The organism is Arthrobacter sp. 754, assembly GCF_040548695.1.
Lineage (GTDB): Bacteria > Actinomycetota > Actinomycetes > Actinomycetales > Micrococcaceae > Arthrobacter.
Window position 1 is genome coordinate 339,628 of the sequence record NZ_JBEPSC010000005.1, and the last position, 16,654, is coordinate 356,281.

Below are 16,654 nucleotides of genomic sequence, written 5' to 3' on the forward strand. Positions count from 1 at the left end.
CGTTCAGGCGTAATGGCAGGCGACGTCGGACTGGCCCACCGTGCGCAGTGCCGGGCGTTCGGCGGCGCAGAGATCAGTGGCCAGCGGGCAGCGTTGCCGGAACGGGCAACCGCCGGGTGTCGCGGAAACGGAGGAAGCAGTCCGGACGCCCATCGATTCCCGGAGGTTCCGCCGCTCGGCCTGTTCGGCAGGGCGGGGCACCGGCGAGGCGGCAACGAGGGCCTGGGTGAAGGGGTGCTTGGGCGACTCGGTCACTGCGGCGACCGGTCCGCTTTCCATGACCTGCCCGCGGTAGAGGACCACCACGCGCTGGGCCAGGAACTGCACCACGGAGATGTCGTGCGCGATGAACAGGTAGCTCAGGCCGCGTTCGTCCCGGAGGTCGGCGAGGAGGTTGAGTACCTGGGCCTGGGTGGAGAGGTCCAGGGCGCTGACCGCTTCGTCGCAGACCACCAGCCGGGGTTCGCAGATCAGGGCCCGGGCCACGGCGATGCGCTGCCGCTGGCCGCCGGAGAACTGGCTGGGGTAACGGTCCACCGCCTCGCGGGGCAGGCCCACGCGTTCCAGCATGGCCTCGGCCTTGGCCCGCGCTTCGCCTGCGGAGACCCCGCGGAGGCGCAACGGCTCGGCCAGGGAGGCACCGATGGTCTGGCGCGGGTTGAGCGAGGAGTTGGGGTCCTGGAAGACGGCCCGGAGCTCCCCGCCGAGGGCGCGGCGTTCGGCTGCTCCGGCGTGGGTGATGTCCTTGCCCTGGTAGTTGATGGTTCCGCCGGCGGTCTTCTGCAGGCCAAGGATTGCCTTGCCGATGGTGGACTTTCCGGAGCCGGACTCCCCCACCAGGCCCACGGTTTCGCCGGGCCGGATGGCGAAGCTGACGCCGTCGACGGCGGCCGGTGCGGCTGCTGCCTTGCGGCCGCGGCCGTAGCGGACCACCAGGTCCTTCACTTCGAGCATGGGGCCGTCCAGGACGGCGTTGGGTGCTTCCCGCCGGGAATGGGTTGCGATGCTCATGCCAGGTCCTTTTCAACAATGTTCAGCGGTTCAACCCGGTGCAATGGTTTGGGTGTGATGCCCAGCAGCCGGTGGCTGGGTACCTCCGTGGCCACCCATTCGAGGCCTTCCACGGCCAGTTCGTCGGCTTTGACGCAGCGGACCAGGCCGTCACCGGAGCCGGAAGGCAGCAGCGGGACAGGTGCAGCGCAGGCCGAGCCGGCGAACTGGCAGCGGGCCATGAAGCGGCAGCCGGAGGGCCAGTCCTTGGGCTGCGGAACCTGGCCGCTGATGGTGGCCAGCCGTTCCGGCATGTCGGACGCATCGTTGGCATGCGGATCTGCAGCCAGGAGCGCGAGCGTGTAGGGGTGCCGCGGGTTGTCCAGGATGGTGGTGGTTTTGCCGTTCTCCACCACCTGGCCCGCGTACATCACGGCCACCTGGTCGCAGATGTCAGCCACCACACCGAGATCATGGGTGACCATGACCACGGACATCCCGGTGTCCTTCACCAGGGACCGCAGGAGCGACAGGATCTCGGCCTGGACTGTCACGTCCAGCGCGGTGGTGGGCTCATCGGCCACCAGCAGTCGGGGCCGGCCGGAAAGGGCAAGGGCGATGGCCACACGCTGGGCCATGCCGCCGGAAATCTGGTGCGGGTAGGTCTTGAGGATCCGCTCCGCGTCCACGATGCCCACCTTCTCCAGCAGGTTGAGGGCTTCCTTCCGGGCCTCCGCCTTCCCCAGTTTCCGGAGCCGCCGGATGGCGGAGACGAGCTGGTAGCCCACGGTGAACATGGGGTCCAGCGCCCGCATGGGCTCCTGGGAGATCAGGGCGATCTCACGCCCGCGGATGGCTTCCATTTCGGTGTCGGAGGCGGCGGCCAGGTTCTTCCCGTTCCAGAGGATCTGTCCGCCGGTGGCTACGACGCCGGACGGCAGGAGGCCCAGCAGGGACAACGCGGTCATGGTCTTGCCGCAGCCGGACTCTCCCACAAGGCCCAGGACGGTGCCCTGTTCGACGTCGAAGGAGACGTCTGTGACCAGGCGCGGGCCGCCGTCGACCCCTACCGAGAGGCCGCGGACGCTGAGCTGGCCCTTGGGCGGTGCGGTATCAGTGGCCACCGGGGCGGCCCCGACGGCGGCAACAGCTTTGGCGCGCTGCCGGCGGGCAGCGGCCGAGGGCAGGTGGGAGGCGGTGGCGTTGGGTGCCTTTCCCAGGGCGTTGCCGATCGCGTTGGCGGCCAGGACCGTCAGGGCCAGCACGGCACCGGTGGGGACCATCAGCCACGGGGCGTCGTAGACGTGCTGTGATGCGCTCTGGATCATCCCGCCCCAGCTGGGGGCCGGAAGCGGCGGGCCGAAGCCGATGAAGGCAAGACCGGCCTGGATGAGCATGCCCACAGCGAAGATGAGTGCGGACTGGACAACGATGGTGTTGGTCAGGCCGGGCAGGACATGGCGCAGGCTGATTCCGAGGGCGCTGACACCGTCCACTTTGGCTGCGTCCACATAGAGCTGGGACTGCAGGGACTTGGCCTGGCCCAGGATCACCCGGTAAACGCCGGCGGACATAAAAAAGCCAAGGACGGCCATGATGAAGGGGATGTTGGTCCCCACGGCGCCGATTACGGCCAGGATGATGACCGTTGACGGCAGGGACATCATGATCTCGGTGCTTCGGCTGATGATCCCCTCGGCCCGGAGGGAGGCAGCAGCGGTCATGGCAAGGATGGTTCCGAGGCCGATGCCCACCAGGACCGTGATGAAGGACGTGCCCAGGGTACCGGCGGCTGAGGCGAAAATGCGGCTCAGGATGTCCCGGCCCAGTTCATCGGCGCCCAGCCAGTGGGCGGCGGTGGGTCCGGACAGGACGGCGGTGAAGTCCTGGTCCTCGGTTTTGAAGGGCAGCCACCAGGGGGCGGTCAGGGAGGCAACCACCAGGGCGGCCAGCCACAGCAAACCGGCGACGCCGCCGGGTGAGGAAAAGAGCCGGTGGGCCGACAGCCTGGCGAAGGCACTCCTCGGGCCGGATGCGGGAAGACCCGGGGTGGGCCGGCCCGGGGCGGACTGGACAGCAGGGACGGGGTTTTCAACCTGGCTGTCAGCGGGGGCGGGTGCAACGTTGGGGATCATGCGGCACGCAACTTCGGGTCGAGGAACTTGGTGGCGAGTTCGAGAGCCAGGTTCACCGCAACCACCACGACGGTGGCGATGACGACCACGCCCTGGACGGCGGGCGCATCGTGGGTGCTGACCGAACTCTGGGCTGCCTGGCCCAGGCCTGGCATGGCAAAGAGCTGTTCTGCGATGACTGAGCCACCGAACAGGCCCATGAACTGCAGGGCGATGCCGGCCACAATCGGCAGGCTGGCATAACGCAGTGCATGGATGTAGAGAATCTTCCAGGTGGGCGTCGCAGTGGCCCGCAGGGTCCGGATGTGCTCCTGCTGCAGGGCATCCAGCATGGAAGCCCTGGTCTGGCGGGCAATGAACGCCGCGCCGCCAACCGCCAGGGTGATCACCGGCAAGGCAAGCGACATGGCCCAGTCCTGCGGGGACACCTCGAACGGAACGTAGCCGGTGGCGGGGAAGACGGATGACTGGACCGCGAACAGGTAGACGAAGATGATGCCGATCCAGAAGGCCGGCAATGCCACGGCCAGGCCGCAGAGCCCGCCGACGATCCGGTCCACCAGGCCGCCGCGAACGGCTGCGCTCACGCCCAGGCCGATTCCGAAGACGGCGCTGAGCAGGGTGGCGCTGGCTGCCAGCGAGGCCGTGACCGGCAGACGGCTGGCCAGGTCATCGGACACTGAACGGCCATCGATCAGGGAGATCCCCAGGTTGCCCTGGACCGCGTCGCCGAGCCAGCGGACAAATTGCGTCAGGAGCGGATCGTTCCAGCCGAGGCGGGCGTTGACCTCGTCGATCGCTTCCTGGGACGCGCCGGCTCCGAGCGAGACAGCCCCGGGGCTGCCGGGCATTGCGTGAACCAGCAGGAATGCCAGCACCGCGACCACCAGCACGGTGGCCAACGCCATCAGCAGGCGTTTGGTGATGAATAGTGCCATGGTGACCTCCATCGGTCAGAACGTTCCGGGCGGCCGCCCAGCGGGGGCGGCCACCCGGAACGGTTCGGGTATTAGCTGGCCGGTGCGTAGGAAGAGAGCAGCGGGTACGCGTTGGTGCCTGCGAACTCAACCTGCTTGATCTTCTTGGTGTTGTAGCCCTGGTTGGTGAGGGCTTCATAGAGCGGGATCATCCAGCCGGACTCCACCAGGCGGGTGTTCAGCTTGGTGAGGGCTGCCTTCTTGGCGGCGTCGTCCTTCGCGCCTGCGGCTTCGCCCGTGGCGGCGCTCAGCTGTTCGTCGGTGGCCTTCTGGACGTTCGTGAAACCGTTCAGGACCACGCCGTACATGATGCCCACCGGGTTGTCCCAGTTCAGCGGGGAGTAGCCGAGCGGGGTGGTGGCAACGGCGGCGAAGGCTTCGTCGGTGGAGGCTGCCATCTTGACGTTCATGGTGATTCCGACGGCGGCAAGGTCCTTCTGCACGGCCTGCAGGTCCGTCTGGGTCTGGGCGCCGGCGATGATAGTGAATTCAAAGCCGTTGGCGTAGCCGGCTTCGGCCAACAGGGCCTTGGCCTTCGCCGGATCGTAGGCGAACCTGGTCTCCAGCTCCTCGGTGAACCCTGCAGAATCCTTGGGCAGGGCGTTCCAGGCCGGGATGTCGCCCTTGTGCAGCGCGTCCACGAGGGCCTGCCGGTTGATGGCGTGCTGGATGGCCTGGCGGACCTTCTCCTGAGCGAACGCAGGGGCGGTCTTGCCGATCTTGTCGAAGGAAATCATGGTGTTGACGGTGCCGCCGATCTGGGACACGCCTACCCCCTTGGACTTGGCGAAGTCCACGGTGTTGGACGTCAGCATGGCAACGTCTGCCTGGCCGGACACCAGGGCGTTGGCACGGGCCTGGGGGTCGAGGACAATGCTGAAGATGACCTTGCTGAACGGGTATTTTGCTGCGTCCGCGTTCTTGCTGTTCTTCACCATCACGTACTTGTTGCCCTTCACCGTGGAGGGGTCAATGATGTAGGGCCCGGAGCCGGCCGGAGTCGCGGCGAGGGTTGCGGTATCGGTGACGCCGGCCTTTCCGACGATCATGCCGGTGGTGGAGGCCAGGTTCTTTTCGAACCCCGGCTGTGCCTTGGCGAAAGTCAGGGACACCTTGGTGGGGCTGACGACGTCAACGGAGGTTATTTCCTGGGCTCCGCCCTTGGCCACGGCGGAGTAGGCGGTCAGTGCCGGATCGGAACGGCGGTCGAGGTTTGCTTTCACCAGTGCGGCGTCCAGCGTGGAACCATCGGTGAAGGTCACGCCTTCTTTGAGGGTGAGCGTCAGGACGGTGTTGTCCGCGTTGTATTCAAAGGCACTGGCGAGGCCGGGACCTGCCGAACCGTCAGCTTTGAGGACCATCAGGCTGTCATAGAGGCCTTCGAAGAACTGGCGCTGGGCCGACGACACGCGCAGCGGGTCATACCCGAACGACGCCGAGTCGCTGTCAATGGCGAGGGTCAGGGTGCTGGTGTCAGCTTTGGCGGCCGTCTGGCTGGTTCCGCCGCCGCAGGCGGTCAGGGAGCCAATGACGAGGGCCCCGGCCAGAACGGCCGCGCTCCGTCGTGCGGGGGAGGTCAGGAGTTTCATGTGCGCCTTCGCATTCGTGATGGGAATCGTGAGTAGGTCCGGGACCGGCGGCCCGTCCGGTCGGCTGTGACCGATGCGGGCCGATCCGTCGGTGCCCTCTCGTCAGATGGCCCCGGTAACCGGCTTCTTCAACAATCGCTGGCGCGGGTATCGGCTCCCCATGCGAATTTCATTGGTTGAAACAGTATTGTGGTGGGGATCACCTGACATGAAATGGCAAAGGAGCACAGGCGTGACGGTTGAAGTTGAAGGGGATGCGGCAAAACCGCAGCGCGGCAAGCGCCCCAAGCAGGGCGAACCGGTGATTGACCGGGCGCTGAGCCTCCTCGCAGTGTTCAGTGACCGCCGTCGTGCGTTGACTCTTTCTGAAATGGCCCGGCTGGCCGAAATGCCTGCACCCACAGCGCTGCGGCTGATCGCCAGGCTGGTGGAGTGGGGTGCGCTGGAACGCCTCGACGACGGCCGGTACGTGGTGGGAGTCAGGCTCTGGGAAGTCGCTTCACTCTCCCCCCGCGGCCACGGCGTGCGCGAGATTGCCCTTCCCTACCTGGAGGACCTCTTTGCCGTGACCCGCCACCACGTCCTGCTGGCCGTCCGGGACAAGAACGAGGCCGTCATCATCGAGCGCCTGTCATCAAAGCAGGCCACAGAGGTGGCCTACCGTGTTGGCGGGCGTGCGCCGCTGAGGTCGACGGCGGTGGGCCTGGTTCTGCTCGCGGGGGCGGACGCAGGGTTCCAGGAGGCGGTCATCAGGCAGCCTCCTGATATGGAATCGGGCGTGGATGCCATGCCTGAAGGCCAGCTGCGGCGGACTCTTTCCGATGTCCGCCGCACCGGCGTCGCGATGATCCGCAGGTCTGCGCCGTCCCGGACTGTTTCTGTTGCTTCGCCGATTTTTGATGCGCAGGGCGCGGTCGTGGCCGCGCTGTCCATCGTGGTGCCCGATGGGGCCACTCCCCCTAACGTGCTGGCACCCGCGGTCCAGGCCACGGCCAGGGCGGTATCGCGAAACCTCGGCTACAACAGCGGACCGAGTGACAGCGTGAGCATGCGCCCTTAGCGGCCGTGCCGGGCGGGTGCCGAAGGTGAACGGGCATGCCTCGTATAATCTGAGCATGCCGATCACGCGCCTCAACCGAGGCCTCCATGCCCAGCAGTCCACGTCCCAGCGGTGCGGGACCGACCTGTGAGCGGCGGTCTCGTCGCCCTGCTGGACGACGTCGCAGCCCTTGCCCGCATAGCCGCCGCTTCAGTGGACGACATCGCTGCCGGGGCCGCCAAGGCGGGGGCAAAGGCCGCCGGCGTGGTGATCGACGACGCCGCCGTCACGCCGCAGTACGTCTCCGGGGCGGACCCGTCACGCGAACTGCCGATGATCAAGAAGATTTTCTGGGGATCGCTCCGGAATAAGCTGCTGATCATCCTGCCGGCGCTGCTGCTCATCAGTGCTTTCACCCCTTGGGCCATTCCGTTCATCCTCATGGCGGGCGGCACCTACCTCTGCTACGAGGGTGCCGAGAAGGTCTGGCACAAGCTCCGCGGAGACCACCCGCACGATAATGACGCGCCGGCCGTGGACCGCGGTCCGGAGGCGGAGGCGAAGGTCACCAAGGGCGCCATCACCACTGATTTCATCCTCTCCTGCGAGATCATGGTCATCTCCATGAACGAGGTAGCCGCTGAGTCTTTGTTGGCCCGGGCGCTCATCCTTGTTGTTGTTGCCCTGGCGATCACGGTGCTGGTCTACGGCGCTGTCGCACTGATCGTCAAAATGGACGACATCGGCATCCACCTGGCTGCCAAGGAATCCGCAGGCTCCCAGCGTTTCGGCGAACTGCTCGTGAAGGGCATGCCCGCCGTGCTGACCGCGATCACCATTGTGGGGACGGTTGCCATGCTGTGGGTCGGTGGCCACATCATGCTGCAGGGCGCCTATGATCTCGGCTGGCATGCTCCCTATGACCTCGTCCACACCCTCGAGTCCCCTGTCGCCGGGATCCCCGTGGCGGGTAGCTTCCTGGCCTGGCTCGTGAACACTTTGTGCTCGGCCGTCCTCGGAATCATCTGGGGCCTCATCGTGATGGCCATCGTGGTGCCGCTGCTGAAAGTGCTGCCGTTCGGCAACAAAATGAGCGGCCACGGAGAGGACGAGGTCCCTTCCGCGGCCGCCGGGCATGCCCCGGCGAAACCTGACGCCGGCTCCTCCTCCTAGCTGATACCCACCGTGCTCAGGCGCTCCCGGGCTTCCCGGGCCACGCCGCCGAGCCAGTAGGCACTCGGCTTTGGGGTACGGATCTGGGTTGCGCGGTCGACGGCGATAATTCCGAACGTGGGACCGTAACCGAAGATCCATTCGTAGTTATCGAACGCTGTCCACGCGATGTAGCCGCGCACATCTATGCCGTCCGCGAGGCAGGATTCAACCCCGGCCAGGGCCGTCTTGAAGTAGTCAAGCCGCTGGGTGTCATCGCTCGTTGACAGGCCGTTCTCCGTCACCATGACGGGGATTCCGGCAATCCGGTGCGCCTCCCGGATAGTAGCTTCGAGTGCCTGCGGGTAGATCTCCTCGCCCAGCTGGTTGGTGACGGCACCGGCGGGGGCCGGGGCGACGCCGTCGGGCCCGAAGACGGTGCGCCCGTACGTCTGGATTCCCACAAAGTCGTCGCCGCGCGAGACCTCGAGGAAGCGTTCGTTGACGTCCCGCCGGACCTGGTCCGCCAGTTCCTGACCACCCTCCGCCGCCTGGATGTCCGAGTTGGCAAGGGTCCAGCCCACCATCAATTCGGGCCGGCGGGCCTTGATGGCATCCCGTCCGGCCCGGTGCGCCGCGAGTTTGATGTCGAATGCGGCATCGGAACCCGTGAACTGGAACGGTGCCACCCTGGCCGCCTCGATCCCCAGGGCTTCAGCGGCCGCCGACCACAGCGGAACCCGGCCGCGATGTTCCGCCGGCTCCCCGCCGATGCCCAGGGCTTGGAGGAGCCACGCCAGGTTGGGCTCGTTGAGGGTGCAGGCGACGCCGATCAGGTCACCCAGGTGTTCGGTGGCACGGTCACAGTACCGGGCAAACCGCTCCGGCGTGACCGGGTCCTCCCAGCCGCCGGCAGCAAGGAGCCACAGCGGCGAGGTGAAGTGATGGAAGGTCACCACCGGGGTGAGGCCATTTTCATGGCAGGTCTCGAGCATCCGGCGGTAGTGGTTGAGCTCCGCAACGGAGAAGTGGCCCTCCTCCGGCTCGATCCGGGCCCATTCCAGGGAAAACCGGTAGGTGCTGAAACCCAGCGACGCGATCAGGGCGATGTCCTCGCGGTAGCGGTGGTAGTGGTCAATGGCGTCACCGGACGGCTCGGCAAAGATGGTCCCGGGGAGGTGCTCGAGGAACCACGTGTCGTTGTTGGTGTTATTGCCCTCCACCTGATGGGCGGCAGTGGCGACGCCCCACAGGAAGTTGGAAGGAAACTGCTGGAGCTCGGTCATGGAAATCCTTTCAGGGTTGCGTCGGGCCGGCCCTGCCATTCTTGGGAGGCGCCTGCCCTTGGGCTGGTCACAACCATACGCAAACATTTTCCATGTTGGAACACTTTGAAGCTATAATCTTTACCAAGGTGGAAACGATAATTGATACGCTCGGCTCACAACCCCAGGAGGGCGACGATGACAGAAGTGGCACGGCAGCCGGGCCGCACCGGACGGCGCGCCCCCTACGCCAACGGTGAGCGCAAGCGCGCAGAACTGGTGGATGCCGCATTCGCTGTTTTCGCCGAGAAGGGTTTCCAACGGCTGTCGATCCGCCAGATCGCTGAAGAGATCGGGACAAGCCACACCGCCCTGCTGCATCACTTCGGAAGCAAGGATGCACTGCTCGAGGCTGTTCTTGTCCGCCGCGAGGAGCGCGAAGGTCCGTGGCGCCGCACCCTGCTCCAGGAGAAGGGCCTGCTGGAGACAGTGCCGGAGGTCATGCGCCACAACGCGGGCATCCGAGGCGTGATCCAGCTCGACGCCACCCTGCGGGCCGAAGCCGTGAACCCTGACCATCCGGCCCACGCGTTCATCCAGCGCCGCGACCAGGAGATCATTGCCTCGCTGCGGTCCGAGTTCGAGCGTGAAATCGGCGCCGGGCGGGTGGCTTCGCACCTGAGCCCTGCTGTCCTTGCCCGCCAGACGGCGTCGCTCATCGAGGGCGTGCAGCTTGCCTGGCTTTACGACGACTCGGTCGACATGGCCGGTTCTTTACGTGACTTCCTGCAGCTTGTCAGCGCCAGGCCGCAAAGCTAGGAGGCCCAATCATCGTCGTCGTAGGGGCGGCCGCGGAAATGGGCCCTGAGGTATTCCCCCACGACGGCGGTACCGAGTTCCCCGGCTTCCGGGGCGACCACCCGGCCATCCACCCGGCGGGCCATCCGCTGGACGAACCGTGCCAGGCCGGGGTCATCGCCCAGCCGGAAGAACGTGGACTGCGTTCCGGCCCGGCCCAGGCGGTCGAGCTCGGCGATGGTGACCCGGATGGTCTCCGGATCCGGCGGGTAGGAGAACCACGACTCGCCCTCCGGCAACAAGTGAGCGGTCGGTTCGCCATCGGTCACCACCAGCAGGACGTGCTGCATTGACGGGTGCTGCCGGAAAAATCGGTTGGCCAGCAGCAGGCCGTGGTGCAGGTTTGTACCCTGTTCCCGCCGCGAGGCAAGGGCCGTGAGCTCGCCGATGTCCATGGACCGCGCGTACCGGCCGAACGCAATCAGCTGGAGCCGGTCCCCGCGGAAACGGGTGGAGACGAGGTGGTGGAGGGCCAGGGCCGTGCGTTTCATCGGTACCCAGCGTCCCTCGGCAGCCATGGAAAACGAGACATCCACCAGAAGGACGACGGCGGCCTGGGTACGTGCCTCTGTCTCCGCGACCTCGATGTCGCCGGCACCGAGCCGCAGGCCCCGGCCCGGATCGCCGCCGTCGGCCACCGTACGGCGGATCGCGTTGGTCATGGTGCGGGTCACATCCCAGGGCTCCGCGTCCCCGAACTCCCACTGGCGGCTGGACCCGATCTGCTCGCCGGCTGCCCCGGCGACCCGGGTGTCCCGGCGCCCCTGACGGCCGGAAAGCTGCCTTGCGGTGTCGCGCAACAGTGCCCTGCCGAGCCGCCGCATGGCCTGCGGGGACAGCTTCAGGTCGCCGTCCGCCCCGCGCCTCAGGTAGCCGCCGTCCTGCATGGCCCGTTCGATCTCCGCGAGGGTGCGGGCCGTCACGGCGGCGTTCTGCCCCAGTTGCCGGGCCAGGGCATCCAGGTCAAGATCGTCCAGGCGGGACCCGTTGTAGGACTGGGACAGCTGTTCTGACAGTTCGTCGAGCTCGGCGAGGTCCTGGAGCACGCCTGTGCCGTCACCGAGGCCGAGGCCTTCCTGACCTTCGAAGCGTTCGGACCCGGTCCAGTCCTCGGCGGGCCGGAGGGCGCGCAGGCTGGAGTCGAGCTGATCGAGCTGGGCCATCAGCTCCGGCGAACCGAACGCCTGGGCGGACAGGCTCATCAGCTCCTCACGCTGCTCCGGTGACATGGATTGCAGGAGCCGCTGCGCAGCGGCAGCACGCTGGGCCAGGGCGTCGATCAGCTCCTCGACAGACTGAGGGTTTTCCGGGAACAAATGTCCATGCCGGGCCATGAACTCCTGGAAGTCGGCGGCCGTGTCCTCACCGCGGCGGTGTTTCCCGAGCAGCCCGTTGAGGTCCCGCAGCATCCCGTTCACGGCGGCGCGGTCCTCCTCCGTGGCGTTTTCGAGTGCCTGCTTCATGCCGGCGAAGCGCTGGTCCAGGACCTCCCGGCCCAGCAGGTCCTTGATCTTTTCGTAGGCCTGACGCGCGGTGCCGGATTGCCAGTCGTAGGAGGCAAGTTCATTGACCGCCGCCGCCGTGGACTGCGGCAGGTTCTGCAGCTGCATCTCGCGGAAGGCGCGGTCGGTATTGTCCATCATCGCGTCGCGGGCCAGCTGCTTGCGTTCCTCCAGCACTGCGGCGTCCAGCAGTTTCCTGACCTCGTTGAGGGTGCCGTCCAGGTTGTGGCGGCCCAGCAGTTCGATCCGCCGCTGTTGGACGCGGCGGGCGAGGTCATCGAGCCCTTCCCGGTTCCGGCCGCCGCGGCGCAGGAACTCCTGCAGGGCGTGCCGGGGGGAATAGCCGGCCATGACGTCCTCGGCGATCGCGTCCAGCGCTTCGGCGAGGTCAACCGGCGGAGCGAGCGGATCCGGCCCGCCCGCGTACCGGCCGTACCGGGCCCGGTGGTGAACGCCCATAAGCTCCCTGCCCCGTCCTTGTCGCTGTTGCTAGCCGTAGATCGATTCCTCGTCGTCGGACTCCTTCGAAATCCGCCGGGCGAGGTAGAGGCCTTCGAGGGCAAGTTCGATGGCGGCGGCGCGTTGTCCGTCGTTTTTCGCACCGAGGCGCCCGCTGATCTCGTCATAGAGGCCCGATCCGTTCAGTGGCGGGAGGTTCTCGAGGAACTCGCGCGCTGTGACGTGTTCTCCGGTGGTGACGGTCCGGTGGCCATCCAGGGCTGCCACCAGAGGACCGAGATCCAGGCCGTGGTAGTGCGCCCGCACCGCTTCGGCAGTGGCGGTGCGCAGCAGGTGGTCCAGAACGGCCTGTTCCCGTCCCTCTTCCCCTGATTCGAATTCAATCTTGCCCGTCAGGACATCCACTGCCGTCTCCAGGTCCACAATCCTTGCCACGGCCTGGTCCTCCCCGCGCACGCTGGCCCGGCGCAGGGCGGCTGCGGCGACGGTTTCGGCGCCCGCGATGGCGAACCGTGCGGAGACCCCCGAGGTCTGGTTGATGGCCGGGGACAGACGGAGCGCGCGGGTGTAGCGGGCCAGGATCTCGAGGATGACCGGCGGGACGTCTGCAACCAGTTGCCCCTCCTGCTGGATGACGGCGACCTCGTCCTCCAGCTCGATCGGGTAATGGGTGCGGATCTCGGCGCCGAACCGGTCCTTAAGCGGCGTGATGATCCGGCCGCGGTTGGTGTAGTCCTCAGGGTTGGCGGACGCGACGACGAGCACGTCGAGCGGGAGCCGCAGGACGTAGCCGCGGATCTGGATATCGCGTTCCTCCATGACGTTCAGCATGGAAACCTGGATCCGCTCGGCAAGGTCCGGCAGTTCGTTGATGGCGATGATTCCGCGGTTGGAGCGCGGGACCAGGCCGTAGTGGATGGTTTCCGGATCCCCGAGGCGGCGGCCCTCGGCCACCCGCATGGGGTCAACGTCGCCAATGAGGTCCGCGACCGACGTGTCCGGGGTGGCGAGCTTCTCCACGTAGCGTTCCGAGCGGTGCCGCCATCCAACGCGCAGCCGGTCCCCCTCGGTAAGGGCCCGGGCACGGGAGTGTTCGGTGATCGGCTCATACGGGTGTTCGTTCAGTTCCGAGTCCTCGATCACCGGCGACCACTCGTCCAGCAGTCCCACCAGGGTGCGCAGGAGCCGCGTCTTGCCCTGCCCCCGTTCGCCGAGCAGGACGACGTCGTGGCCGGCGATCAGGGCCCGCTCCAGCTGGGGAAGGACGGTCTTGCTGAACCCGAACATCCCGGGCCAGGGATCGCGGCCCGCCGCGAGGGCGGCGAGCAGGTTGTCGCGGATTTCGTGCCGCAGGTCTTTGTGGACGTGGCCGGCGGCACGCAGTTCGCCAATGGTGAAGATATCGGGGCGCTCACTCACTCCTCTACGGTAGACCCCAAACGCGGGCGGAATCGAGCAAACCGTCGCGAATTCCTGCCCTTGGTCCGAAACACGAGAGCCGCCCGGGTCAGACATTGGGCGATACGCTTATCCCTGATGACTGCAGAAACGCCGTCGGCACCCTCGACACCTCCAGCGTCCCGTCCAGCGGGACGGGAACAGACGCTGCTGCTGCTCGTGCGCCACGGTGAAACGCCTACAACGGGCATGGTGCTGCCGGGGCGCGCGCCGGGGCTTCACCTGTCCGACCGCGGCCGGGCGCAGGCCGAACGGATCGCGGAACGCCTGGCGGGGCTTTCCATCGACGGCATCTACTCCTCACCCCTTGAGCGCACGCGCTAGACAGCGGAGCCGACGGCGGCACTGACCGGCCTGGAAGTGAAGCTGGACGCCGGGCTGATTGAGTGCGACTTCGGTGGGTGGACCGGCGCCGCGCTCGCCGACCTGGTGGCGCTGCCGGAATGGCACGCGGTGCAGCGCAGCCCGTCGTCGTTCCGTTTCCCGGACGGTGAGAGCTTCGTTGCGATGCAGGAACGGATTGTCCGAGCCCTCGAAGGACTATGCGCCGCGCACGCCGGGGGCGTCGTGGTGTGTTTCTCCCATGCCGACCCGATCAAGGCCGCCGTGGCCCACGCTCTCGGCTCCGGACTGGACCACTTCCAGCGGATTGTCATCAGCCCGGGCTCAGTTACGGTCATTTCCTATATGGACGGCCAGGCGCCCGCCGTGCTGACGGTGAATTCGACGTCGGACGCCTTGACTGGCCTGAGGGCGTCGTAATGAGGGACGTACGGTGTCCGCACGGGAGCTGAAACTGCTCACCGAAGGCCGCATCGAAGTCCTCGGCCGTATCCTCCGCAGCAGCAACGAGACCTTCCTTGTCCGGGTCTCCCGCGGCTCGGATTCTGCGCGTGCGGTCTACAAACCGGAGGCCGGGGAGCGGCCGCTGTCCGATTTCGAGCCCGGGCTGTACCGCCGCGAAGTCGCCGCCTATCTGCTCAGCGAGTACCTGGGTTGGGGCCTGGTGCCGCCCACCGTGATCCGTGAGGACTCCCCCTTGGGCGTGGGGTCGCTGCAGCTGTTCATCGAGTGCGACTTCCGTGAGCATTACTTCACACTGTTAGCTGAGGCGCCGCACACCCACGGCGTCCTGTCGCAGATCGCACTGTTCGATTACATCGCGAACAACACCGACCGCAAGAGCGGGCATGTGCTGCGGGGCGACGACGGACGGGTGTGGGGCATCGACCACGGGCTGTGCTTCTCCGCGGCCTACAAACTCCGCACCGTGATCTGGGACTTCGCCGGGCTGCCCATTCCCGACGCCCTGCTTGCGGACATCACGCCGCTCACGGAGGAGATTCCCCCGGACGTTGCAGGGCTCCTCGACGCCGCCGAGGTTACCGCCCTGCAGCGCCGGGTGGAGCGCGCACTTCGCGAGGGAGTGCTGCCGGTGGACCGCACGGGCATGCGTTACCCCTGGCCGCTTGTGTGAACGCCCGCGCCGCCCATGTTCCGTTGCCAAACTACAGCCATGCCGCACTTCGCTGTGGCCCTACACAAGCCGCCTCCGCGAGGCTACACTCGGAAACCGAGAGTCCGTGACGGAATCCGGACACCGGGAGAGACGGGAGGTGGTTTTGATGACTGTTTCAGCCGCGCGCCCAGAGTGCCCAGCACACATCAAACCAATCCCCCACGTCTCCAGCGCCCGCCCGGCCTAGCCGCCCAAGGCACCAACCGGCAGGAAACCTGCCATGTGCCTGCCGGGAATCCGGGCCTGGGGACCACGCCCGAAGGACCCACCTTGAACAATTTCTCAGGCACCAGCCTGGACAGACTTGCCGTACCCGCTTCCAGCAACGACGGTCCCGCAATGTACGGGTATTCCCCCGCCGTCGCAGCACATTTCGATGCTGACCATGCCGAGCACGGGACCCGACTCGAGGCCGTTCAGCGGAGCGAGCGCGGGCGGGTGGTCCGTGTGGACCGCAGCCTGGTCCTCGTGGCCGTGGGCAGCGAACTGCTCCATCTGCCTTATCCGCTCGACGCCGGCGTGCCGGTCACCGGCGACTGGGTCTGGCTCGGGCCAAACCGCGCGGGTGACCGGCAGATCACCGTGATTCTCCCCCGCAGGTCAGAACTCAGCCGGAAACGTGCCTTTGAAGACTCTTCCGAGGCCCAGGTCTTGGCCGCGAATATGGATGTGGTGGGCGTGGTGGTGCCGGTGGACCGTCCGCTTACGCACAACCGCCTCGAACGCACGCTGGTGGCAGCCTGGGATTCGGGCGCGGTTCCGCTGGTGATCATCACCAAAGCGGACCTGGCGGACATAGCGGACGACGTCGTCGGGAAAGTCATTCTGCAAGCGGCGGGCGTGGAGGTGGTCACCACCTCAGCCGAGAACGGTGGTGGGATCGACGCGCTGCTGGCGCACCTGCCACCGCACGGAACCTTGGTTCTCCTCGGACCTTCGGGCGCCGGCAAGTCCACCCTCATCAACGCGCTGGTGGGCCGCGAGGTGCAGCACACCGGCGAAGTCCGTTCGGGAGATTTCAAAGGCAAGCACACCACCACCTCCCGGGAGCTGGTGCCGCTGCCCAACGGGGCGGTCCTGATGGACACCCCCGGTGTCCGGGGATTCGGGCTGTTCGACGCCGACGAGGGCCTGACGGAAATGTTCGGCGACGTGGAGCAGCTGGCAAGCCTCTGCCGGTTCACTGACTGCACCCATCAGAGCGAGCCGGGCTGCACCGTGCAGGCAGCCTTGGCGGACGGGACGCTGGAGGAACGCCGGTGGCTCAGCTACGGAAAGCTGCAGCGCGAACTGGCAGCCCTCGCCCGGCGCACCGATGCCGCCGCACGCAGGGCCTATCAGCGCGAGTGGCACCAGAAGGTGGTGGCAGCAGGGAAATCGCAGCGGTCCGCTGAGCGTGAGCACTCAGAGCGTCAGGAGCAGCAGAGGTCTAAGCGGAAGCGGCGCTAAAAGGAGCGTGGAGCTGACTGCTCAGGGCCACAGGTCCTTGTCATACCCGTAGAGGCGGGGCCTGGGCCTGGGTTCATCCTTCGGTTCGGGGGAGTTTCCAGGCTCGATGCTTTCCGCGGCAGTGCCGGATTCGTCCTGACCTTCTTCACTCTGCGGTGAAGGCGGGTGTTCGTTTTTCTCGGCCACGTTGTTGCACTCCGAACGCTAGTGGTTTGATCCGTCTGCATGAATCATTAGGCCCACCCTAAACGGCCCGCGGCGC

The 16,654-nt window shown here is 66.8% G+C and carries 12 protein-coding genes and 1 pseudogene; 6 read left to right on the forward strand and 7 right to left on the reverse strand.

Annotated features, from left to right (window positions below):
• Positions 1–3: 3 nt before the first annotated feature.
• Genes ABIA70_RS16265 through ABIA70_RS16280 form a run of 4 tightly spaced genes read right to left on the reverse strand, consistent with a single transcriptional unit; the run spans position 4 to position 5,691 of the window.
• Positions 4–1,011 (reverse strand): oligopeptide/dipeptide ABC transporter ATP-binding protein, encoded by a 1,008-nt coding sequence (locus ABIA70_RS16265; RefSeq protein ID WP_354148603.1) that lies wholly within the window; start codon positions 1,009–1,011, stop codon positions 4–6.
• Entirely contained in the window at positions 1,008–3,125 is a 2,118-nt protein-coding gene (locus tag ABIA70_RS16270) for a dipeptide/oligopeptide/nickel ABC transporter permease/ATP-binding protein (protein ID WP_354148604.1), read from the reverse strand. Before ABIA70_RS16270 ends, ABIA70_RS16265 begins: the two co-directional genes overlap by 4 nt.
• Entirely contained in the window at positions 3,122–4,075 is a 954-nt protein-coding gene (locus tag ABIA70_RS16275) for an ABC transporter permease (protein WP_354148605.1), read from the reverse strand. The genes ABIA70_RS16270 and ABIA70_RS16275 overlap by 4 nt, the downstream gene beginning before the upstream one ends.
• A gap of 59 nt (positions 4,076–4,134) precedes the next feature.
• Positions 4,135–5,691: an ABC transporter substrate-binding protein gene (locus tag ABIA70_RS16280; protein ID WP_354148606.1), complete on the reverse strand. Its 1,557-nt coding sequence runs from the start codon at positions 5,689–5,691 to the stop codon at positions 4,135–4,137.
• Between the two features lie 232 nt (positions 5,692–5,923).
• Here ABIA70_RS16280 and ABIA70_RS16285 point away from each other — a divergent pair, with 232 nt between their 5' ends.
• Together ABIA70_RS16285 and ABIA70_RS16290 are read left to right on the forward strand one after the other, a co-directional pair.
• Positions 5,924–6,751 carry an IclR family transcriptional regulator gene (locus tag ABIA70_RS16285; protein ID WP_354148607.1) on the forward strand — a complete coding sequence of 276 codons (828 nt, stop codon included), beginning with the start codon at positions 5,924–5,926 and terminating at the stop codon, positions 6,749–6,751.
• 126 nt (positions 6,752–6,877) lie between these two features.
• Positions 6,878–7,903 carry a DUF808 domain-containing protein gene (locus tag ABIA70_RS16290; protein ID WP_354148608.1) on the forward strand — a complete coding sequence of 342 codons (1,026 nt, stop codon included), beginning with the start codon at positions 6,878–6,880 and terminating at the stop codon, positions 7,901–7,903.
• On the opposite strand, the gene ABIA70_RS16295 is transcribed toward ABIA70_RS16290, so the two are convergent.
• Positions 7,900–9,168: a glycoside hydrolase family 1 protein gene (locus ABIA70_RS16295; protein ID WP_354148609.1), complete on the reverse strand. Its 1,269-nt coding sequence runs from the start codon at positions 9,166–9,168 to the stop codon at positions 7,900–7,902. The two genes, ABIA70_RS16290 and ABIA70_RS16295, sit on opposite strands and share 4 nt — an antisense overlap.
• A gap of 177 nt (positions 9,169–9,345) precedes the next feature.
• On the opposite strand from ABIA70_RS16295, the gene ABIA70_RS16300 reads away from it, so the two are divergent.
• Complete coding sequence (locus tag ABIA70_RS16300; RefSeq protein ID WP_354148610.1) at positions 9,346–9,966, forward strand: TetR/AcrR family transcriptional regulator; 621 nt, start codon at positions 9,346–9,348, stop codon at positions 9,964–9,966.
• On the opposite strand, the gene ABIA70_RS16305 is transcribed toward ABIA70_RS16300, so the two are convergent.
• A complete protein-coding gene (locus ABIA70_RS16305) occupies positions 9,963–11,966 on the reverse strand; it encodes a vWA domain-containing protein (RefSeq protein ID WP_354148611.1) in 2,004 nt (667 codons plus the stop codon). The genes ABIA70_RS16300 and ABIA70_RS16305 overlap by 4 nt on opposite strands.
• 30 nt (positions 11,967–11,996) lie before the next feature.
• On the reverse strand, positions 11,997–13,385 hold the full coding sequence (locus tag ABIA70_RS16310; RefSeq protein WP_354148612.1) for a sigma 54-interacting transcriptional regulator: 1,389 nt from the start codon (positions 13,383–13,385) through the stop codon (positions 11,997–11,999).
• Between the two features lie 117 nt (positions 13,386–13,502).
• Between ABIA70_RS16310 and ABIA70_RS16315 the strand changes: the two are divergent.
• From ABIA70_RS16315 to rsgA, 3 genes and pseudogenes are all read left to right on the forward strand, one after another.
• A pseudogene (locus tag ABIA70_RS16315) lies at positions 13,503–14,186 on the forward strand (MSMEG_4193 family putative phosphomutase).
• Positions 14,187–14,199: 13 nt separating this feature from the next.
• Complete coding sequence (locus tag ABIA70_RS16320) at positions 14,200–14,901, forward strand: SCO1664 family protein (protein WP_354148613.1); 702 nt, start codon at positions 14,200–14,202, stop codon at positions 14,899–14,901.
• A gap of 312 nt (positions 14,902–15,213) precedes the next feature.
• Positions 15,214–16,392, forward strand: coding sequence for a ribosome small subunit-dependent GTPase A (gene rsgA / locus ABIA70_RS16325; RefSeq protein WP_354148614.1), 1,179 nt, complete (start codon positions 15,214–15,216; stop codon positions 16,390–16,392).
• Positions 16,393–16,654 lie beyond the last annotated feature (262 nt).